The sequence below is a fragment of the Solibacillus sp. FSL R7-0682 genome, assembly GCF_038005985.1.
In the GTDB taxonomy this organism is placed as follows: domain Bacteria; phylum Bacillota; class Bacilli; order Bacillales_A; family Planococcaceae; genus Solibacillus.
Genome location: NZ_JBBOUI010000001.1, coordinates 872,687 through 893,774 on the forward strand (window position 1 = coordinate 872,687; position 21,088 = coordinate 893,774).

A 21,088-nucleotide genomic window follows, 5' to 3' on the forward strand; every position below is an offset into this window, starting at 1 on the left:
ATGGATATACTTTCTGCAATAATACAATTAGTATTAGCATCCATAATAATTTTTTTTATTAGCGGACGACTTATTGGGTCACATGTTAGTTTAAGTAAACGAATCTTTTCTGTCATTATTAGTGTTGTTTTTACAACATTTGTGTTTTGGTATACGTATTTACGCGACTCTAGCTATTATGATAATGGAATTGTGTCGAATGTAGTAAATATAGCGACCCTATTGTGGCTTGGAAGCATGCTACTGATCTCTATGCTACTCTATTTATTATTTGAGCTATTCGATCCAATCGAACTAAATGAAAATGGTGAGCCAGTTGATCGCCGTTCGGGTATTAAAACGCTTATTACGTATTGGAAGCGACAAAAACGTTTGCGCCAAGTAGTAAGTATTGCAGTGAAAAATGGCATAACTCGAACAGTCAAATATGCACGTGCTCGTGAGGATGAACGAGAGCTAGCTAAAGCATTACGAGATACTCTTGAGCAATGTGGTGGACTCTTTGTGAAATTTGGACAAGTGCTCTCAACAAGAAAAGAGCTATTATCTCCCATTTTTATTGAAGAGTTAGAAAAGCTTCAGCAACATGTAAAGCCACTTTCTAAGGAACAAGTGGACCAAATTTTAATAGAAAATTTTAATGGACATGTCGATGGAATTTTTAGTTATTTTAGTAAGCAGCCGATTGCCTCTGCCTCTATTGGTCAAGTACATAAGGCGGTACTTCGTGAGACAAATGAGCCAGTAGTCGTAAAGCTCCTTCGTCCAGAAGTAAAAAATGTTATGACTGAAGATCTATCCATTTTAATGGAGTTTGCCAGTTGGATTTCAACAAAATCACAATGGGCAGAAAATATAGGCTTTTATGACTTAGCAAAAGGATTTAGCTTAGCGTTAAGAGAAGAAACGGATTTTAATATTGAAGCACGTAATATGGAGCAAGTTGCGCTAATTGTGCAAAAAGGAAATATCAATGCGAAAGTTCCAAAAGTATATTTACAGCATAGCAATGAAAATGTACTCGTAATGGAATATATTAAAGGGAAATCTGTAACAGTTGCCGGAGATCTATTTACAAGACAACAAATTAATCGACATGAGTTTGCCAAAACGCTACTTCATTCATTTTTAGAACAAGCATTGGTTTCAGGTATTTTCCATGCAGACCCACATCCGGGCAATATGTATATTGAAGAAGGTACAGGGCAATTAGCGATGCTTGACTATGGAGCAGTAGGTAGGTTAGCTGTTCAGCAACAAGATGGATTGAAGTATTTTTTAGTTGGTATCCATCAAAACGACGCAGCATTAGTAGTAGATGGGATACGCTTACTTGTTGAAAATGCAGAAGATATAAACGAACAAGAAATGGAACAGGCGATTAGCCAAGTATTATTACGCATTAGCTACGTCTCAAAAGTTCCAACTGATGTACTTGTTTACTCAATTTTTTCGATTGTACGGGATTTTGGATTGCATTTTTATCCAGCAGTTAGTGGTGCGCTTCGTGCATTCGTTACGATTGATGGGACATTATCAATCATCTGTCCAAACTTTGAAATTTTTAATGAAATAAAGGACTTTTCAAATGATTATTTGAAAGCCAATTTTTTAAAGCCATTAAAAAATCCAAGTGCCACAAAAGAACGTATTGAGGAAGAATTAGCGCTCGTCTTACCGAACTTAAGAAAAATCCCCCGACGCATTGATCAGCTTTTTAAAAAGGTGGAAAGTGGTAAAATTATATTGCATCATGACATTTTTTCAGATAAAACGAATGCAATGTTTATTACACAGCTTTTCTCCCGCTTTGTCCTGTTAATCGTTGGTGTGACATTCGGTATTATATCCGTTGCGTTGCTCGCCATTTCTCAATTTATGCATAATGCTTATGCTGTTTACTTAAATACAACAGCATATTTAGGGTTATTTTTATGCGCAATCTTGCTAGTACGTTTATCAATCCAAGCGATACGTGATACAAAACGAACAAAATAATTCGTATAAGAGATCCAATTTAGGGTCTCTTTTTTGTTTGATAAATTTCATCAAACTATTACTTTAGTATAATAAAATATTAAAGTGATAGTGTGATAATGTATTAGTTTATTATGATGAAAATTCTGTTATGTTAAAGAAAAAATACGTATTTAGGAGAAAATAATTGATTTATTTTCGAAAAAATGTAGAAATAAATTGTTATTTAAATAATAATAAAATTAAGTACTTAATTGATTGAGATAATAATGTAAAGGGATGGTAATATGATTAAATTAAATGGGCAAAGTTTATCAATTGAGCAGATGACCCGTATTTTATACGAAAATGAAAAAGTGCAAATTGCAGAGGAAGCAATTAGGCGCGTTGAAAAAAGCCGTACAGCAGTAGAACGTATTGTAGAGCAAGATAAAACGGTATATGGAATTAATACTGGTTTTGGGAAATTTAGCGATGTTAAAATCCAAGAGCAAGAAGTAAGTATGCTTCAATTAAATTTAATTCGTTCTCATGCATGTGGTTTTGGTGAACCATTTCCGGTAAAAGTATCAAAGGCAATGATGGTGCTCCGCTTAAACGCCTTATTAAAAGGGTTATCGGGGATACGAATGGAAGTATTGGAACGTTTACTATGGATGATTAATGAAGAGATTATTCCGGTTATTCCACAACAGGGCTCACTTGGCGCTTCAGGTGACTTAGCGCCATTATCCCATTTAGTATTAGCACTTATTGGTGAAGGCGAAGTGTGGGTTGATGGAATCATTCAACCTGCAGAAGAAGTTTTTAAGGCAAATAACTTAACTATAATTGAATTACAAGCAAAAGAAGGATTAGCTCTTATTAATGGGACACAGGCAATGACAGCGCAAGGTGTTGTAAATTACATTGAGGCAGAAAAACTAGCTTATGCGAGTGAATGGATTGCGGCAATGACGATGGAAGGCTTATACGGTATTATCGATGCGTTCCATCCAGCTGTTCATGAGGCGCGCGGTATGAAGGAACAAATGGATGTAGCAAAGCGTATGCGTGACTGGTTAACGGACAGTCAGCTCATTACCCATCAAGGAGAAAAGCGTGTACAAGATCCATATTCTTTACGTTGCATCCCACAAATACACGGAGCAAGTTGGCAAGTGCTTCAGTATGTAAAAGAAAAGTTAGAAATTGAAATGAACGCTGCAACAGATAATCCACTTATTTTTGAGGATGGAGACGTCGTTATTTCAGGGGGGAATTTCCACGGTCAACCAATTGCTTTTGCGATGGACTTTTTAAAAATTGGAATGGCAGAGTTAGCGAATGTTTCAGAACGTCGTATTGAACGTTTAGTCAATCCTCAATTGAATGAAGGGCTACCTGCATTTTTAAGTGCAAACCCTGGCTTGGAATCAGGCGCTATGATTTTACAATATAGTGCAGCAAGCTTAGTATCGGAAAATAAAACATTAGCTCACCCAGCATCTGTTGACTCCATTCCATCATCAGCCAATCAAGAAGATCATGTTAGCATGGGTACAACTGGATCTCGTCACGCGCGTATGATTATTTCAAATGTGCGCCATGTACTAGCAATTGAAGCATTTTGTGCAGCGCAAGCTGTAGAATATCGAGGAATAAAAAATATGTCACCAAAGCTACGACAAAAATGGGATGAAATTCGTGCAATTGCGCCTAGCATGACAGAAGATCGTGTGTTTAGTAAAGATGTGAATCGCATTGTTACGCTCTTATCAGTATGATAAGTCATTCTAGGCGCAATACGTGGTTTTTGTTTGCTATAATAATGCCTAGTAGATAGAGAGGAAGTTATAGTATGACAAAACCACATTTATTAATAGTTGATGGTATGGCATTATTATTCCGTTCGTTTTTTGCATCGGCAGCGATGAATCAATTTATCCGTTTGGAAGATGGTACCCCATCCAATGGCGTACAAGGCTTTGCGCGTCACGTATTAACAGCACAAAGTTTAATGAAACCTACCCATTTAGCGGTATGTTGGGATATGGGAGCACACACGTTCCGTAATGATCTATTTGAAGGCTATAAGGCAAATCGTCCAGCGCCACCAGAAGAAATGTTGCCACAATTTGATATGGCAAAAGAAGTATCACAAATGATTGGTTGGCAAAACTTTGGTATACCTGGTTTAGAGGCAGATGACTTAATCGGTTCTATGATTGAAAAGTGGAAGGATGAGGCACAAATTACGGTCATTAGTGGTGACAAAGATTTATTGCAATTACTAAATCCCTCAACGACAATCGCATTTACAAAAAAAGGATATTCAGAATACGATGTATACACAGAATCAAGATTTGTTGATGAATATGGTATTACGCCAAAGCAATTTGCTGAAGTGAAGGCATTTATGGGGGATACAAGTGATGGTTATCCTGGTGTAAAGGGGATTGGCCCAAAAACAGCACTTCAATTAATTCAAAATCATGGATCGATCGATGGGGTAATGGAAGCTTTACCAACTTTAAAACCTGGTCAACGTATTAAAATTAGTGAAAATGAAGCAATGCTACGCTTGTCACATCAATTGGCAACAATCCATTGTAGTGCGGAGATAGAGGTAGGTTTAGAGTCATTACGACTATCAAGCTATACAACTGATTTATTCGATATTGTTGAGCAAAGGGGCTACCGTTTGATTTCAAAACATGCTCGTTCGATTTATTAATAAAAGGAGAGTATGATCCTTATAGATCATACTCCCCTTTTTCTGTAATTATTCGCTCGCCTTTTATTTGGGCAAAGTCAATATTCAAAGTTCGAATGGAAGATTCATTCAAAGGAATTTTCCCGTCATTTTGAAATTTCTTCCACGCCTTAAGTTCTTTCCGATAAACAACTTCTGATAACCTATAAATGTCGATATCTTGTTCTAACCCTGCTTTGTAGGTTTTTTCAATTTCATGCTTCATCTCTTTTTTGACAGCATCTTGAAATTTATCTTCATTTTCCTCCGCTGGGAATTCGTTTGCTGTCACAATTATTTTAACGGTAATGTCAAATTGAACGCCATCTTTAGTAACAATTGGAATGATTTCAGGTTTGACTTTATCGACGTTAAGTGTAATGTATGGATCGTCAAGGGCAGGATATTTAACTGTTAAACTAGAGCGTTTTGTTTTGTCTGTCATAAATTGCAAACCTCTTGCCTGATCCAGAGGTATAGTTCCTTTTAATCCAGATTTTTTTGAAATGATGGACATGCCAGAAAATCCATGAATAGTATCTTCACCTTTATTTGTAGTCCAATTTTCTTTAACTTCAACAAATGGAATATGTGCCTCATGGCTTGGCTCGTCCAGTTGAATCATTAACTCTCGAAAGCGAATCGGTCGAATAAGGGATGACTGACTAAAGGAATTTAATGGGTCTGATAATTTTGAAAGTGTAATTGATTTATTTAAAATGGGTGTTGTAGACATTATTTCGTCAATAGATGAATTCGTAACATATGCCCATGTAGTATAGCGTAGTTCGCGATAGCGAATAAATGCGTTTACTATAGGTTGCGCCTTATTTTCCTTCACAATGTTTTCTGAAAAAATAACATATGATAAGTGTCCAAAAAATAAGCGCTCATCCATTGAATTGTATAAGTTGAAAAAGGCTTCATCAAATGTTCTGCCATTGGCAATCCCGACTTCTACCTGTGTTGCTTCAGGGTTTGGCTGTTCTGATTTTGCAATGTTAGTAAAATCAATAATTTGAGCATATATTTTGTATTCTTCGTCTTTATAGTCAAATCCAAGTCCATGAATATAATACATTCGCTCAGCTTGATTTGTATCCCAGCAACCAGCTAATAATAGTAAAAATGGGAAAAATAAAAGTTTCTTCATTAATTTCCCTCCTTCGTTTTATCTTTAGGGTCTAAAATTGAAGGGCGTTTTTTATATTCTTTAGAAGGTGGACGAAAAATCGTTTTCTTTATATTATCCCAACTTAAATCTGCAGCAATACCCAAATATGGATAACTAAAAATTCGAATGTTTCCAAGAAAAATCAAAACAATATAGATTGACAGAAAGAAACCGAATAAGCCAAATAAAGAGGTAATAAAAATAAACCCTATACGCATTATACTAACTGATGTAACTAAGGATTGGTTGACAAGTGTAAACGTTGCAATAGTAGAGATCGCAATAATAACAATCATTGCAGGACTAGTAATCCCAGCACGAATTGCAGCATCTCCAATAATTAGTCCTCCAACAACGCTAATCGTCCCCCCTAAAATACTTGGTAAGCGTAAACCAGCTTCGCGAAATAATTCAAACATAAAAAGCATCCCTAACATTTCAATCGCTGATGGAAGAGGTGAACCAGTATTTGATTGAACGACAGTTGCAAGTAATTGAATTGGTAGTTGTTCTTGATGGAAAGTTGTTAAAGCTAACCAAAAAGCTGGTAGTAATATTGCAATTAATATACTCGCAAATCGTAATAATCGTTCTAGTGAACTGAAAAAAACTGGGTAATCATTGTCCTCTCCCGATTTAAGTAGCATTAGCACATTAACGGGTGTAATCATAGCATATGCGATTCCATCAATTAGAAGGACAAAACGTCCTGTAATTAAAGATTGAATAGCAAAGTCTGGACGTCCTGTCGTATCATTCAAAGGGACTAAATAAGAATTACTATTTAGTCTTTCCATTAATAGCTCACCACTTAAAATAGCATCAGTATCAATTGAATTAAGCTTTCCTTTTACCTCCTTTAAAATAGACAAATTGGCAATATCCTTAAAATATAAAATGGCTATTTTTGTTTTTGACCGTTTACCTAGAGTTAGTTTTTCTACAGAAAGAGAATTTGTAGGCAGCCGCTTACGAATTAGAGCAATATTAACGCCTAAATCTTCAATGAAGTTATCTCTGGGTCCTTTAATAAGTACTTCTAAATTTGTTTCCTCAGGACTTCGATTCGGTTTCTTTTCAATATTACTCGAAAGTAAAATTTTAGTATCTTCAATATAAATTAATACAAACCCACTAAAAACATTCGTTACTGCATCCTGTAATTTATCGACTTGCTGTAGACCAGGAAGAAATAAACTTTGAGGTAGCGCTTTTTTTTCTGGTAATTGTTTTTGGTCACAAACCGATTGCAACCGGGGGACAACAACTTCATTTAATAAATAATTGTCAATCATCGATTCACAAATAACGAGAGTCACATTACTTGCTTGAAATTGATACGTTTGAAAACGGACATCTGCACAATTCTCAAATTGGTCCTTTAATGTAATTAAATCAATTGGATGCATAATCTGCCGCCTTATTATTTTTTTTTCGTTTTAAGAGAAGTGCTATAAGAAACGATAAAATGAATAAAAATAAACAAGTACTTATTAAAAAATATTGTCCCTTTAATTTAATAAATATACTGTCTTGCAATAAAAATAGCGGTAACGTACAAAAAATAAAGGCAGGAGCAACGGTAGACCATATTCTTTTTTTATTACCTGTTAAATCTAATAACTCAATGACCACATATAAAATAAAGCCGATTCTCACAAATGCACCTGTGAGCCATTGGTAAATAGAGAAGAAATCAATATGATCAATAAAGCTACCAATAGCAGCAATACGCCATTCTTCAAAGGCCGGGTAACGTTGATTTGCCGCTTCAGTAGGACCAAATTCCGTAATGGCGCCAATTAGAGGACCAAGTGTTAAGCCGAAAAGTAAAAAAAGCATTAGTAATAAATGTCTGAATTTTAACTTCGATTTGAAATGATGTTGGATGAAAATAAATAGTAATAACTCTACAAAACCGGATGCTGGAAACAAAACAGTTTTTAACACGGGTGTAACACCATGCTCCAAAAATGGTAACAACAACATGTAATCTTTTACTGGAATATTTACAAAGGCAACTAAAAAACCAAGTACAAGTACTCCACACAGTACGATAACATTAACCATTGTTATACTTAGAATCGATGACATTGCAAAAACTAAACAAATAATTGCAAAAAAGAAAAAGAGCAATAGAACAGGGGTTTCAACAAGAAAAGTTATTGCTACCCATTGCAACGTTTCGCGTAATGTAAATGCAGCCATTAGCAATAAATAAAATACAGTAACGTAAATGAATACTTTTCCTAATCTAGGGTAATTCTCTAGTAGATTTGCGCGTAAAGACTTATCCCCTAGTTTTTTTTGAATAAATAAAAGTAAAAGTAACCAAGGGATTAATAGAATTGTGGCAACAATAACGGACATCCAAGCATCACGTCCTGCGCCATTTAGTAAAGAAGGGATAATCGTAACATGGTTTTTTAAACCTATTACAGTCATTGATAAAAAAATAATATGTAAAATGCTAATTGATTCAATATTTTTCATTTTAGATCCTCACGTTTTTTAAAAGTAGTATTGGAAAGAAAATACATATTTAAACGGTGTATGAGGAAAAAGAAATAAAAACGCACCAAAGTGTATTACTTTAGTGCGTTTTGTCCGTTATTTTTTATAATCAACTACGATGTACGGTTGTAATTGGAATGGCTTTGGTGCAATATTACGGTCATTCCACATGCCGAACCAGCGTTCAAGTGGATAATAGTAATACCCGTCCTGCCAATGATCTGATGTATCATATGGATCCGCAAAAATTAATACGTCATCACCGATACCTGGAGTACCCATGTTATCGTATCCGATAATTGCTTGCCAATGTCCACCCCAGTCGCCCCATTCAACCATAATTGGACGTTCATTTGTTAAGTGGTCAGTAAGCCATTTTACGAAATAGCTATCTTTAGCATCACTAACCCAAGCCTCAGTTGTATCACTGTTCTCTGAAGAATATAAGCTATTCCAAGTAAATGTTTCTGGTAAATTACCAACATTGCTACCTGTAGCACCAGAGTCCGCTTGAATTAAATCCGCTTCGTTGTAATCTGTGCGGTAGCTAGATTCTACAACTTCAAAGCCTTCTAAGCTAACAAAGAAATCGTGTATTTGAGAAACATCAGAACCATATTCATGGAAATTATTAGCTGATCCAGGTAATGCTCCCTCTACATCTAAATCTGTCATTGCCTTCATTTGCGTTGCAATATCCATTTCAGTCAATTCGTCAAATCCGAAATGATTCGCGACCATTAACGCAGTAGCTGGACCACAAGACCATTCTGTCGTCTGTTGCATCGTTTGGAAGTTTTCAATAATCGTTAAGTTTTTATCTGATTTTAAATTGTAAAAATCAGGTGCTTTGTAATAGCGAGATTCTGGATGATCGCCTGCATTTGCGTATGCATCTGCACCACCTGCTTCATCGAAATCTTCACCTTTAATTGGGGTTGGTTTAACTGCCACAGTAGTTTCTGCTGACGCATTTGTGTCTACTTGAGCTTCCGCATTGTCTTGATTTTCTTCTCCTGAGCATGCACCCAGAAACATTGCAGATGCTAAAACTGCTGTAAGGGTTCTTTTCATTTATCACTCCACCTATTCTAAGTTGTTTGTTGCTTTCTAAGCACAAGAATTTATTATAGAGTAAAATAATAATAGTGCAACAATAAACAATAAAAAAAGTAGCGATTAGGCTACTTTTTTTGTTCGATTTTTACATAGCTTAATACTTTGCGGTTATCGTCGTATTTAAAAGAACGAACTTGACTTTCACGGTTTTTACCGCCATTGTCATGAATCATTAAGTATAATTCATTGTTTTTTATTTCATAGCCAATTAGCGGCACCCAATGATATTTATAAAGGGGTTTATTTTTTGAAAAGAATTGACCCGTGAAATACACATCAAATTTCATTGCGACCGGATTTCCAAATCGTAATTGTTCAATTGCTTCGGTAATTGTGCACTCTTCTATACACCATTGTTCTCCAAGTAAGCGTCGAAGGTTTCGAATCATCCGCCATTTAAAGAGACCAATTTTCGTCCCTCCTAGATATTCATAGAGCTCATTAATATCTTTATTAGCAAGGTCCTTATTTTCTTGATTTAAATAATTTAATATTACCTGTGCAGTTGTCGGTCCACAGGCAGAATTTTGAAATTCAGGACGTATATCCGAACTATATTGTGATTTTCCATTAACGTTAAGTTGTACACGCATATCATTTACCTCCAATGGATTGTTTTTATTAATAATCTGTGGAGATGAGGAACCTCTCCAGAGAATGAAATTTACCGTATCCGTATTAACACGGACAGTATGAAATTAACTGCCCGTTAATGCACGATTGATGAAGGCAAACAATGGATAATGCTTCCATTGATTGAAGGTTCACCTTACAACTATATAATATACCCAAATAATAAAAAGTTAACCTTTTTGAAAGTGAAACTAAAAAAGGGAGCACTCCGTCTAACGGAAAACTAAATAAACAAGGGGGTACTTAATGCAACTTGAACTATTCATTCGAACCCATGGAGAGGAACTGCTACGGCTTGCGTATACATATGTGAAAAGCCAAGAAGTAGCAGAAGATATTGTACAAGATGTGCTATTAAAGGCTTTTGAAGCACAACAACAATTTCGAGGTGAATCTAGCTATCGCACCTATTTATACCGATTAACAATTAATCGTAGTTATGATTATTTACGCAGCTGGAGCTATAAAAATACCGTTTTAACGAATAAAATTCAAAAAATATTTAATGGATCTAAGTCTGCAGAACAACAAGTAATGGAATTATCCGAAAATAATATGCTAGGAAGAGCGGTTTTTGAATTGCCAGTGAAATATCGAGAGGTCATTATATTTTATTATTATAAAGAGCTGAAAATTGAAGAAATCGCCGCATTATTAAGTGTTTCGGACAATACAATCAAAACGCGCCTACGACGTGCCCGCGAGAAGCTGAAAATCAAATTGGAAGGAAGTGATTTAGATGAAGGACAATCAATTGAAAAAGGCTATAGATGAGATGATAAGTAACAAGCCCTTGTTAAATGATGCTTTTGTTAAGAGAGTAATGGTTCCAAAAAAGATACTAAACAAAGTTTCATGGGTACATCCTATTATTGTATTAAGCTTAGTGTTCTTCATCGGAATGATTCTCTATTTTATGCCAAACGAACAGCGCCAAGCGACAACAATAGAAAATAATGAATTACCAGCAAAATATGAAGCAATTGTTCGTCATTATTTCGAAGCTATTTCATTGAAAAATGCGCAAGCCTTCGCAAAAGTTTCAGATGAAGATGCGAAGGAAATCTTTCATCAGTACAGTAATTATAAGTTAAATGAGCCACTTACTATTTTAAAAACAATTGAATATGAAGATTCTTACACAGTATTTGTTTTGTTACCTAAAGGAGAAGGACATTACTTTATAAACCAGCTTAACCTAGTTAAGAACAGTAGAAAAATCACCCTTAGTAATGACAACAAGTTTACTGAATATAGGAACATTCACTTACCAACTTCTATTCCATTACAGTACCGTCCTGCTCCGTTTGCAGTACAATTAGAAAATTTCGATTTAGGAAAATATCAGAAAGCATTTGAAACGCAAACTTACGAAGACGGGGTAAAGCTATATCAATTAAAAACGACAAAAGGAACATGGAGAATTATCGAAACAATGGAAGGTGATCTGTTCGAATTTCCGATTGTGAGTAGTGGTCAGTCATATGCAACAGGGATTGCTAAAAACGAGTATTATATCGTAGACGAAAAGAGTTCAAAGGTAGAGATTCTTTATAAAAATCGTGAAGGGCAATTTCAGCATTTAAGTGGTAGTACAGATAGGCAAGGTATGATCAATAATCAATTAGGCTTTCACGAGAATCCTTTTTTTATTTGGGGAGGTCAAGACCCTACAATTGCAACTATTCGTGACGGAATTTTAGTTAATGCCCCTATTTTGGAATCAGCAAATTTGATTGGTCCAGTAGAATTTTACAATGTTGAAGCAGAAGGGGATATGATTTTGTTGAAATACTCTGAGGATGACTTCCAAAAGTCACAATATTATCGGTTCCAACAGTTTGATAAGTTAGAAGTTGTATTATATGACAAGCCATTAGAGGCAAAGGTTAGTCATTTAAACATGTTATTTTTGATTGGACGAGGATTTAATCGGCTTGAGTTTTATAACGATGAGTTAAGGGTCGTACTTCGCCCTGACATTGACCCTAGCCCTTATGCTAAGAATAAAAATAAAAATCATTTAGAAGCAATAGATGCTACTTATAAAAATATTAAAGTAACTGTAAAAGATAGTACGTATTACATTACAGGAGATGACGGTTTTGAAATGACGTTGACCAGAATTGCGGAACGTGTATTTATTGATGACAAGGGGAATGAATTTACAACAGGGATGTATTTATCAGAGTAAAAAAACGACTATGTATTCATGATGGAATGAATGCATAGTCGTCTTTCTTTTAACCCAATTATCTACATAATCCAACCGATTTATTTTCATAGGCGGGATCTGTTAAAGCTTTCAACATAAAATGGGCAACACTGGCTCTTGGTATGGATGAGGAGCCTTTTGGTACACCTTCAAAAGCTTCCTTATAGTCTGTTACAAGTAAGTCATTTTTAAGTCCCATTGGTCGAGCAATCGTATAAATGATGTTCTTTGTTTTATAGTAATTTAGTGCATTGCGATGATCAGCTAAAGGATTAGCAAGCATCTTCATCATTAGCTTTCCTGGTATGCCTGGAATTTCTCCGTCTACACCTGCTGAGGCACAATATACAAGACGCTTTACGCCTGCTTTTACCATTCCGTCTGCAATATTTTTCCCCATTGCTTCAAGCTCGTTTGATTTTTTCATGCCCGTACTGGAGCCTAAACAAGATATAACGGCTTCATGACCAGGAATTGCACTCGCTACATCATTCGCATTAAATGCATCTCCTTGAATAATTGTGACATCTGTCGTTTTTAATTTTTCAGGTGTTCGAACAAAGGCAGTTACGTCATGACCAGCAGCCAAAGCCATTTCTACGAAATGCTGGCCAACACCACCTGTTGCACCAAAGACAATGATTTTCATTGGAATCCTCCCTTTATTTCATTCGTTTGTGTCTGCTTTGCACCTTTCCACATAAAGGTTAAGCCAATCGTAAAGATTAAAATAATGAGCCCTGCAATAAATGGATATAAAATTTGAACATCATATAGTGCGCCAGCAAGTAAAGGACCTAAAATATTTCCGATACTCATATATGCATTATTCATTCCCATGGCAAAACCTTGTTCTTTACCAGCTAGTTTTGAAATAAGCGTTGTTAAAACAGGACGTAAAATAGATGTTGCGAGGAAGATTAATAATGAAATCGCAAAGAACATTGCATAACTTCCTGCAATTATCGATAGGAAAAATCCAATAGCTGTCACGATTAAAAATAATTTTAATACATTTAGCTCGCCTATCGATTTCACAATTCGGTCCACTACAAATAGCTGCATAATCACTCCGACAAGACCAGTTGAAGTTACCATAAAGGCTATTTCCTCTGGTGTCGCACCAAATTGGTTATCAACATATAGTCCAAGTACTGTTTCATAAGCCATTAATCCGAAGCTCATAATAAGCGTAATAACTAAAGGAATAAAAAACGGTTTTTTCACGGATAAAATGATGTCTTTCACCATCGATTGGTTTGGAATATCGAATATTTCAGGCTTTTCTACCTGGCTTTCCTTTAGTGTGAAGAATGACACGACAAAGGCAAGTAATCCGACAATAGCCGATACTAATAGTGGGATTTTTAAACCAAATTGTGCTAAATATCCGCCGATTCCAGGACCAATAACAATTCCTAAAGACATAGCAGCCGAAATAAAGCTATTGCCTTTAGCGCGTTGGTCCATCGTTGTAATATCCGCGACATACGCATAAATAGCAGGTATTAAAAATGCACAACCAATACCACCAATAGCGCGAGAAATATAAAGTAAAACAATGGAGTCTGCAAAATAAAAAATAAACATCGAGATTGCTAACGTTAAAAGCCCGATATTAATTAACGGTCGACGTCCATATTTATCTGTCCATTTACCTCCAATAGGAGACACTAAAAATTGTGCAAAGGCAAAGATTGCAATAATTAATCCAGCGGCTGTACCACCTTGACCAATTTCTTTTAAATATGCAGGAATAACGGGAATAATGATTCCAAAACTTCCAACTGCAATAAACATGTTGAGCATTAGTAATGCTAATTTCTTTCGTTGATCTGTCGTCATGATGTTTCCTTCCTAAAAAACAATTTTTTCATGTAGTCCATTGTAATATGGAATGGATATGAAAACAAATCTCGTTTGTATAAGAGTAATAGCCATAATGGACAATTTTTGGTTTGAAGAGACTATTAGTTAATGGAAAAGGACAATATGGGGGTTAATGGACAAAATGATGATGAAATAGGACAAAACTACAATAATATATGACAATCTGATACACAAACACGAGTGAATAAAATAAAAGCCCAATCTATCGTTTTATTATCACGATAAGATGGGCTCATATAAATTAAACTTGTGCAGTTAAAAATTCCTCAACTTGAGCTGGTGATTTAGCATTAGCACTATGTAAGTGTGCTAGCTTTTCGCCGTTTTGGAAGATTAATAACGAAGGAATTCCCATTACTTGATACTTTTCAGCTAGATCAGGGAAGTTATCTCGGTTGATTGAGTACCAGTCAAATTGATTATGCTCTTCAATAATTGGATCGATAAACATATCCATACGTGTGCAATCTGGACACCAGCCAGCATAAAATTTAATAATCACCTTTTTGTCTGTTCCTGTTAATTCAGTAAATTGTTCAATCGTAGTAATTTCTTGCATATTTATCACGCTCCTTATGCTCATTGTACACAGAAAGGACAATTACGAAAAGTAATTAAGCTTCAAAAGATTGAAAGCGTGTATTTGCCTTTTGTGTATTAAATTAGAATAATATATTTATTTAGAGACTTTAAGAAAATAGAACCTCACTTAAGAGAAGCTATTAATTTGAGCTATGTTTATAAGCAATATGTTTTTCTAAAAATTGTGAGAAAATTATTGCGCAAATTATCAAAATAATCTACACTAAGAACAGAAAAGCTGTTTGAAGTTTTTTTTTCATTTCAAAATGAATGACTGTTCATTCAAAGGAGAAGGGGGAAGTGCTCGTGTCTTACAAAATTCAAAAAGTAGCTGTTTTAGGTTCAGGGGTTATGGGTTCAGGTATTGCAGCACATTTAGCAAACATCGGGATTCCTACACTATTACTTGATATCGTGCCAAATGAGCTAACGAAAGAAGAAGAAGCTAAAGGATTATCACTAGATTCAAAGGTTGTAAAAAATCGTTTTGCAGCTGGTGCACTACAAAAACTATTAAAGCAAAAACCAGCGCCACTTTCATCGAAAAAAAATCTAGCATTAATTACGCCAGGGAACTTTGATGATGATCTAGATAAGTTGAAAGATGTAGACTGGATTATCGAAGTTATCGTAGAAAAATTAGAAATTAAAAAAGGTTTATTTGAAAAGATTGATGCAGTGCGTAAGCCAGGCACAATTGTATCATCGAATACATCAGGGGTAAGCATTAACGCAATGGCGGAGGAACGTTCAGAAGATTTCCAAGCACATTTCCTTGGAACACACTTCTTCAACCCACCACGCTATTTGAAATTACTAGAAGTCATTCCAGCAAACACTACAAAATCAGAAGTTGTCGAGTTCATGAAAGTGTTCGGTGAAGACGTACTTGGTAAAGGTGTTGTAATTGCAAAAGATACACCAAACTTTATTGCCAACCGTATAGGAACATACGGTTTGTTAGTAACAATGCAAGAAATGGTTGCCCGTAATTATTCAGTAGGTGAAGTAGATTCAGTGACGGGGCCAATTATTGGTCGTCCAAAATCGGCGACATTCCGAACACTTGATGTAGTAGGTCTTGATACGTTTGCGCATGTGGCTAAAAACGTATATGACCATACAACGGGTGAAGAGCAAGCGGTATTTGAAGAGTCACCAATTTTAAACAAGATGATCTCAAATGGTTGGTTAGGTGCTAAGTCTGGTCAAGGCTTCTTTAAAAAGGAAGGAAAACAGATTTTAGAATTAAATTTATCAACATTTGAATACGAGCCAACAAAAAAACTTGTTGCCCCTTCTCTTGAAATGGCAAAACAAGCAAAAGGTCCTGGCGGTAAATTAAAAACATTAATATACGCAAAAGACCGCGTTGGTGAATTATTATGGAACTCATTTGCTCCAACATTAATCTATTCTGCCAAGCTATTAGGTGAAATTGCAGATGACATCGTAGCAATTGACAATGCGATGAAATGGGGCTTCGGCTGGGCACAAGGTCCATTCGAAATGTGGGATGCAATCGGGGTAGAAAAATCAATCGAAAAAATGAAAGAAGAAGGGCGTGAAATCCCTGCTTTCGTAACAAGTTTACTAGACAATGGATTCACAACGTTCTATTCAGAAATTGATGGGGACCTAGCTTACTATAATGGTACAGAGTATGTAAAAGTACCAATAAATGAAAAAGCAATTGATTTAAAACGTTATAAGAAAAAACATGGTGTTATTAAAGCAAATTCAGGTGCAAGTTTAATAGACATTGGTGATGGCATTGCATTACTTGAGTTCCACTCTCGTTCAAATGCAATTGGGTTAGATATCATTCAAATGATTAACTATGCAATTGATGAAGTAGAGAAAAATTTCAAAGGCCTTGTTATTGGTAACCAAGGTAAAAACTTCTGTGTGGGAGCTAACCTAGGGATGATTTTAATGGAGGCACAAGACGATAATATTTTCGAATTAGATTTCGTTATTAAGTCATTCCAACAAGCGATGCGCCGTATTAAATATAGTTCGAAACCTGTTGTAGCAGCTCCATTCCAAATGACGTTAGGAGGAGGAGCAGAAGTATGTTTACCAGCTGCACATATTCAAGCTTCAGCAGAAACATATATGGGTCTTGTTGAAGTAGGAGTTGGCCTAATTCCAGGCGGTGGCGGTAACATCGGTCTATATGAAAAATTCATTAAAGGCTTACCGAATGGTGTAGAAGTAGATTACCAGCATATTGCGAATAAAGTATTTGAAACAATTGCAATGGCAAAAGTTTCGACTTCTGGTGAAGAAGCACGTGAAAACAACTTCTTAAACTTTGCGGATGGTATTTCTGTGAACCCAGATCACTTAATTTATGATGCAAAACAGGCAGCATTAGCACTAGCTGAAGCTGGCTACACACCGCCAGTGAAAAAGTTAGTGAAAGTGGTCGGTGCACCGGGATATGCAACATTATTACTTGGAGCTCAAGGTATGTTTGATTCAGGCTTCATTTCAGAGCATGATCTTAAAATTGCAAAGAAATTAGCTTATGTAATTGCCGGTGGTAAAGTACCATATGGAACAGAAGTTTCGGAAGATTATTTATTAAACCTTGAAAAAGAAGCATTCCTACAATTAGTTGCAGACTCAAAATCACAAATGCGTATGCAACACATGCTTGTAAAAGGAAAGCCATTACGTAACTAATGTAAAACGTTCTATTAAATATTTTGCGCTAGCGGCAATATTGCTGCTAGCGATTACAAGGGGGAAACATCATTATGCGTGAAGCCGTTATCGTTGCAGGAGCGAGAACACCAATCGGACGTGCAAAAAAAGGGACACTAGCCAATACACGTCCAGATGATTTTGGTGCAGTAGTAGTTAAGGAAACGTTAAAGCGTGCGGGCTATGAAGGTCCGATTGATGATTTAATTATGGGATGTGCGATGCCAGAAGCAGAGCAAGGAATGAACGTTGCACGTTTAGTTGGAGCACTAGCAGGATTACCTGATACAACACCAGCATTAACAGTAAACCGCTTCTGTTCATCAGGTTTACAAACAATTGCATATGCTGCCGAGCGCATCATGCTTGGTCACTCAAAAGCAATCGTTGCAGGTGGTACTGAATCTATGAGTATGATTCCGATGACTGGTAACACAGTGCGCTTAAATCCAAAATTAGCCGAGGAGGCACCTCAATACTATATCGGTATGGGGCATACAGCAGAAGAAGTAGCAAATCGCTACAACGTTACGCGTGAAGATCAAGATGCATTTGCAGTACGTTCTCATGAATTAGCTGAAAAGGCGATTAAAGAAGGAAAATTTAAAGACGAAATCGTTCCAATAGAAGTGACGGAGTACTATGTGGACGAAAATAATAAATTACAAGAGAAGAAAACTACCTTTGATACAGATGAAGGCGTACGTCCAGGTACTTCACTAGAAGGTTTAGCGAAGTTACGCCCAGCATTTAACGTGAAAGGATCAGTAACAGCTGGTAACGCTTCACAAACATCTGACGGAGCAGCAGCGGTGCTAGTTATGGACCGTGAAGAGGCTGAAAAGCAAGGCATTCAACCACTTGCAAAATTTTTAGGCTTTGCAGTTGGTGGTGTACCACCAGAAGTAATGGGAATCGGTCCAATTGTAGCAGTTCCAAAAGCATTAGAAATTGCGGGGATTACACAAGATGAAGTAGACCTTTGGGAAATTAACGAAGCATTCGCATCTCAATCAATCCAAGTTGTTCGTGAGTTAGGAATTGATATGGATAAAGTGAATGTAAACGGTGGTGCTATCGCATTAGGTCACCCACTTGGCGCAACAGGTGCTATTTTAACTGTCAAATTAATTAATGAGTTAAAACGACGTGGCGGTAAGTACGGTGTTGTAACAATGTGTATCGGCGGCGGAATGGGCGCAGCTGGAGTATTTGAAGTACTTTAACTTTTATAAACAGATTACAAAGACCTTAGGGAGGAATTTATTATGGAACAAACAAAAAGCATTATTAAAGGTGGCGGCTTCTTAATTGAGGACGTAGAAATCAATCGCGTAATTACACCAGAAGACTTTACTGATGAGCAAAAAATGATTGCTCAAACAACACAAGAGTATGTACAAAATGAAGTCGTACCTGTGATTGAAAACTTAGAGCATCATGAATTCGAACATTCAGTACGTTTATTAAAAACTGCGGGTGAGTTAGGTTTATTAGCTGCGGATGTGCCAGAAGAATATGAAGGCTTAGGCTTAGACAAAATTTCGTCAGCATTAATCGCTGAAAAAATGTCACCAGCTGGTGGCTTCTCCATTACACATGGTGCCCATGTAGGGATTGGTTCTTTACCAATCGTATTATTCGGTAATCATGAGCAAAAATCGCACTACTTACCAAAATTGGCTTCTGGTGAGTTAATCGCAGCATATGCACTAACTGAGCCGGGTTCAGGTTCTGATGCATTAGGTGCAAAAACTACTGCAAAATTAAATGATGCTGGAACACACTACATTTTAAACGGTGAAAAGCAATGGATTACAAATGCTGGTTTCGCTGATGTATTTGTAGTTTATGCAAAAATTGACGGCGAGAAATTCACTGCATTTATTGTAGAGCGCTCTTACCCAGGTGTTTCTGTAGGTCCAGAAGAGAAGAAAATGGGCATTAAATCGTCTTCTACTCGTACTTTAATTTTAGAAGATGCAGAGATTCCAGTTGAAAACTTACTTGGTGAAGTAGGTCGTGGTCACGTAATCGCATTCAACATTTTAAATATCGGACGTTACAAACTAGGGGTAGGTACAGTAGGTGCATCTAAACGTGCATTTGAGCTTGCTGTTGCTTACACAAATCAACGTCAACAATTTAAAACAAAGTTATCTGATTTCAACTTAACAAAAGAAAAAATTGCGACAATGGCGTCACATATTTACGCATCTGAGTCATTAAATTACCGAACTGTTGGTTACTTTGAGGACCGCTTAAGTCAGCTATCTGATGACGAACAAAAAGATGGTAAATCAGTTGCTGCTGCAATTGCTGAATATGCAATCGAATGTTCAATTGCAAAAGTATTTGGTTCTGAAACATTAGACTTTGTAGCGGATGAAGCAGTGCAATTACATGGTGGTTACGGCTTCATGGCAGAGTATGAGGTAGAACGTATTTACCGCGACTCACGTATTAACCGTATTTTTGAGGGTACAAACGAAATCAACCGTATGATCGTACCTGGTACATTCATGAAAAAAGCACTTAAAGGTGAGTTACCATTATTACAAGTTGCTCAAGAGTTACAAAATGAGCTATTAATGTTAATGCCTGAGGAAATTGGTGAAGCGGCATTAGAGCAAGAGAAATATTTAGTGAAAAACGCGAAGAAGATTGCTGTTCTTGTAGCTGGTGCAGCGGCACAAAGATTTGGTGCCAAGTTAGATCAAGAACAAGAAGTACTAGTGAATATCGCCAACATTGCAAACCAATTATATGCAATGGAATCTGCAGTAATCCGTACGCAAAAAGCAATTGAGCGTGACGGTGAAGAAAAAGCAGCACAAAAAATTCTATACACACAAATTTTCTGTCAAGAAGCATTTGCAGAAATCGAAAAAGAAGCAAAAGAAACATTACTTGCTTCAGTTGAAGGAGATAATGGTCGTATGATCTTATCAGCGTTACGTAAATTAACTCGTAGCAACCCTTACAACTTAATTCCGAAAAAGCGTGAAGCTTCGGCAAAACTAATTGAAGCTGAAAAGTATGTAGTTTAATAGTTACTAAAAAAAAATCGGGTGCAGGACGCTGCATCCGATTTTGCGTTGTGCTAGCGAATCCGTTACAATAAGAAGAAAGTTCACGATAAAAAGGAGTACCAGCATGACAATTCAATTGATTCAATATCCAAAATGTACAACTTGTAAAAAAGCTCAAAAATGGTTAGACGAAAATGGGGTCCAATACGAAAACATTCATCTTGTCGAGCAAACACCTTCTAAAGAGCAATTAAAAGCATATTATGAAGCAAGTGGCTTGCCATTGAAAAAATTCTTTAATACATCTGGTCAAAAGTACCGTGAGCTTGGCTTAAAAGATAAGCTAGCGAATATGTCTGAGGACGAGCAATTAACATTACTTGCATCAGACGGGATGTTAATTAAACGACCTATCGTTACAGATGGTAATAAATTAACATTAGGATTTAAGGAGTCTGACTTCTCGGAAACTTGGAAATAAAGCGCTATTCTTGTTGAATTTCCGA

At 36.3% G+C, this 21,088-nt stretch carries 17 protein-coding genes; 9 read left to right on the top strand and 8 right to left on the bottom strand.

The features are described 5' to 3' along the window. From MKZ17_RS04380 to MKZ17_RS04390, 3 genes are all read left to right on the top strand, one after another. Positions 1 to 1,998 carry an ABC1 kinase family protein gene (locus MKZ17_RS04380; protein ID WP_340722582.1) on the top strand — a complete coding sequence of 666 codons (1,998 nt, stop codon included), beginning with the start codon at positions 1 to 3 and terminating at the stop codon, positions 1,996 to 1,998. A 266-nt stretch (positions 1,999 to 2,264) separates the two neighbouring features. Further along, entirely contained in the window at positions 2,265 to 3,743 is a 1,479-nt protein-coding gene (hutH, locus tag MKZ17_RS04385) for a histidine ammonia-lyase (RefSeq protein ID WP_340722583.1), read from the top strand. A 74-nt stretch (positions 3,744 to 3,817) separates the two neighbouring features. Beyond that, positions 3,818 to 4,693, top strand: coding sequence for a 5'-3' exonuclease (locus MKZ17_RS04390; RefSeq protein WP_340722584.1), 876 nt, complete (start codon positions 3,818 to 3,820; stop codon positions 4,691 to 4,693). A gap of 19 nt (positions 4,694 to 4,712) precedes the next feature. Here MKZ17_RS04390 and MKZ17_RS04395 read toward each other — a convergent pair whose 3' ends face one another. From MKZ17_RS04395 to MKZ17_RS04415, 5 genes are all read right to left on the bottom strand, one after another. Beyond that, positions 4,713 to 5,864 (bottom strand): Ger(x)C family spore germination protein, encoded by a 1,152-nt coding sequence (locus MKZ17_RS04395; RefSeq protein WP_340722585.1) that lies wholly within the window; start codon positions 5,862 to 5,864, stop codon positions 4,713 to 4,715. Further along, positions 5,864 to 7,294: a spore germination protein gene (locus MKZ17_RS04400; protein ID WP_340722586.1), complete on the bottom strand. Its 1,431-nt coding sequence runs from the start codon at positions 7,292 to 7,294 to the stop codon at positions 5,864 to 5,866. Before MKZ17_RS04400 ends, MKZ17_RS04395 begins: the two co-directional genes overlap by 1 nt. Continuing rightward, positions 7,281 to 8,378: an endospore germination permease gene (locus MKZ17_RS04405; RefSeq protein WP_340722587.1), complete on the bottom strand. Its 1,098-nt coding sequence runs from the start codon at positions 8,376 to 8,378 to the stop codon at positions 7,281 to 7,283. Before MKZ17_RS04405 ends, MKZ17_RS04400 begins: the two co-directional genes overlap by 14 nt. A 117-nt stretch (positions 8,379 to 8,495) precedes the next feature. Continuing rightward, on the bottom strand, positions 8,496 to 9,473 hold the full coding sequence (locus MKZ17_RS04410) for a papain-like cysteine protease family protein (protein ID WP_340722588.1): 978 nt from the start codon (positions 9,471 to 9,473) through the stop codon (positions 8,496 to 8,498). Between the two features lie 110 nt (positions 9,474 to 9,583). Then, a complete protein-coding gene (locus MKZ17_RS04415; RefSeq protein WP_340722589.1) occupies positions 9,584 to 10,111 on the bottom strand; it encodes a C39 family peptidase in 528 nt (175 codons plus the stop codon). A 286-nt stretch (positions 10,112 to 10,397) separates the two neighbouring features. On the opposite strand from MKZ17_RS04415, the gene MKZ17_RS04420 reads away from it, so the two are divergent. After that, positions 10,398 to 10,925 carry a sigma-70 family RNA polymerase sigma factor gene (locus tag MKZ17_RS04420; RefSeq protein ID WP_340722590.1) on the top strand — a complete coding sequence of 176 codons (528 nt, stop codon included), beginning with the start codon at positions 10,398 to 10,400 and terminating at the stop codon, positions 10,923 to 10,925. Further along, positions 10,891 to 12,345 (top strand): hypothetical protein, encoded by a 1,455-nt coding sequence (locus MKZ17_RS04425; protein WP_340722591.1) that lies wholly within the window; start codon positions 10,891 to 10,893, stop codon positions 12,343 to 12,345. Before MKZ17_RS04420 ends, MKZ17_RS04425 begins: the two co-directional genes overlap by 35 nt. Positions 12,346 to 12,403: 58 nt before the next feature. Here the strand turns inward: MKZ17_RS04425 and MKZ17_RS04430 are convergent, their stop codons facing one another. The 3 genes from MKZ17_RS04430 to MKZ17_RS04440 form a co-directional block, all read right to left on the bottom strand. Beyond that, the gene (locus MKZ17_RS04430) at positions 12,404 to 13,015 is read right to left on the bottom strand and encodes an NAD(P)-dependent oxidoreductase (protein ID WP_340722592.1); all 612 of its coding nucleotides are present in this window, start codon (positions 13,013 to 13,015) and stop codon (positions 12,404 to 12,406) included. Then, a complete protein-coding gene (locus tag MKZ17_RS04435) occupies positions 13,012 to 14,211 on the bottom strand; it encodes an MFS transporter (protein WP_340722593.1) in 1,200 nt (399 codons plus the stop codon). Before MKZ17_RS04435 ends, MKZ17_RS04430 begins: the two co-directional genes overlap by 4 nt. A 286-nt stretch (positions 14,212 to 14,497) precedes the next feature. Continuing rightward, positions 14,498 to 14,815, bottom strand: coding sequence for a thioredoxin family protein (locus MKZ17_RS04440; RefSeq protein WP_340722594.1), 318 nt, complete (start codon positions 14,813 to 14,815; stop codon positions 14,498 to 14,500). A 329-nt stretch (positions 14,816 to 15,144) separates the two neighbouring features. On the opposite strand from MKZ17_RS04440, the gene MKZ17_RS04445 reads away from it, so the two are divergent. From MKZ17_RS04445 to MKZ17_RS04460, 4 genes are all read left to right on the top strand, one after another. Beyond that, entirely contained in the window at positions 15,145 to 17,529 is a 2,385-nt protein-coding gene (locus MKZ17_RS04445; protein WP_340722595.1) for a 3-hydroxyacyl-CoA dehydrogenase/enoyl-CoA hydratase family protein, read from the top strand. A gap of 74 nt (positions 17,530 to 17,603) precedes the next feature. Continuing rightward, the gene (locus MKZ17_RS04450; RefSeq protein WP_340722596.1) at positions 17,604 to 18,776 is read left to right on the top strand and encodes an acetyl-CoA C-acetyltransferase; all 1,173 of its coding nucleotides are present in this window, start codon (positions 17,604 to 17,606) and stop codon (positions 18,774 to 18,776) included. Between the two features lie 42 nt (positions 18,777 to 18,818). Then, positions 18,819 to 20,600, top strand: coding sequence for an acyl-CoA dehydrogenase family protein (locus MKZ17_RS04455; protein WP_340722597.1), 1,782 nt, complete (start codon positions 18,819 to 18,821; stop codon positions 20,598 to 20,600). 106 nt (positions 20,601 to 20,706) lie between these two features. Next, a complete protein-coding gene (locus MKZ17_RS04460; RefSeq protein WP_340722598.1) occupies positions 20,707 to 21,063 on the top strand; it encodes an arsenate reductase family protein in 357 nt (118 codons plus the stop codon). The last annotated feature ends 25 nt before the right edge of the window (positions 21,064 to 21,088 follow it).

Coding starts and splice junctions, on each gene's coding strand:
- MKZ17_RS04400 (WP_340722586.1), bottom strand. CDS start 7,294: ATGCATCCAATTGATTTAATTACATTAAAGGACCAATTTGAGAATTGT.
- MKZ17_RS04460 (WP_340722598.1), top strand. CDS start 20,707: ATGACAATTCAATTGATTCAATATCCAAAATGTACAACTTGTAAAAAA.
- MKZ17_RS04420 (WP_340722590.1), top strand. CDS start 10,398: ATGCAACTTGAACTATTCATTCGAACCCATGGAGAGGAACTGCTACGG.
- MKZ17_RS04390 (WP_340722584.1), top strand. CDS start 3,818: ATGACAAAACCACATTTATTAATAGTTGATGGTATGGCATTATTATTC.
- MKZ17_RS04440 (WP_340722594.1), bottom strand. CDS start 14,815: ATGCAAGAAATTACTACGATTGAACAATTTACTGAATTAACAGGAACA.
- MKZ17_RS04410 (WP_340722588.1), bottom strand. CDS start 9,473: ATGAAAAGAACCCTTACAGCAGTTTTAGCATCTGCAATGTTTCTGGGT.
- MKZ17_RS04435 (WP_340722593.1), bottom strand. CDS start 14,211: ATGACGACAGATCAACGAAAGAAATTAGCATTACTAATGCTCAACATG.
- MKZ17_RS04405 (WP_340722587.1), bottom strand. CDS start 8,378: ATGAAAAATATTGAATCAATTAGCATTTTACATATTATTTTTTTATCA.
- MKZ17_RS04430 (WP_340722592.1), bottom strand. CDS start 13,015: ATGAAAATCATTGTCTTTGGTGCAACAGGTGGTGTTGGCCAGCATTTC.
- MKZ17_RS04380 (WP_340722582.1), top strand. CDS start 1: ATGGATATACTTTCTGCAATAATACAATTAGTATTAGCATCCATAATA.
- MKZ17_RS04395 (WP_340722585.1), bottom strand. CDS start 5,864: ATGAAGAAACTTTTATTTTTCCCATTTTTACTATTATTAGCTGGTTGC.
- MKZ17_RS04415 (WP_340722589.1), bottom strand. CDS start 10,111: ATGCGTGTACAACTTAACGTTAATGGAAAATCACAATATAGTTCGGAT.
- MKZ17_RS04450 (WP_340722596.1), top strand. CDS start 17,604: ATGCGTGAAGCCGTTATCGTTGCAGGAGCGAGAACACCAATCGGACGT.
- MKZ17_RS04455 (WP_340722597.1), top strand. CDS start 18,819: ATGGAACAAACAAAAAGCATTATTAAAGGTGGCGGCTTCTTAATTGAG.
- hutH (WP_340722583.1), top strand. CDS start 2,265: ATGATTAAATTAAATGGGCAAAGTTTATCAATTGAGCAGATGACCCGT.
- MKZ17_RS04425 (WP_340722591.1), top strand. CDS start 10,891: ATGAAGGACAATCAATTGAAAAAGGCTATAGATGAGATGATAAGTAAC.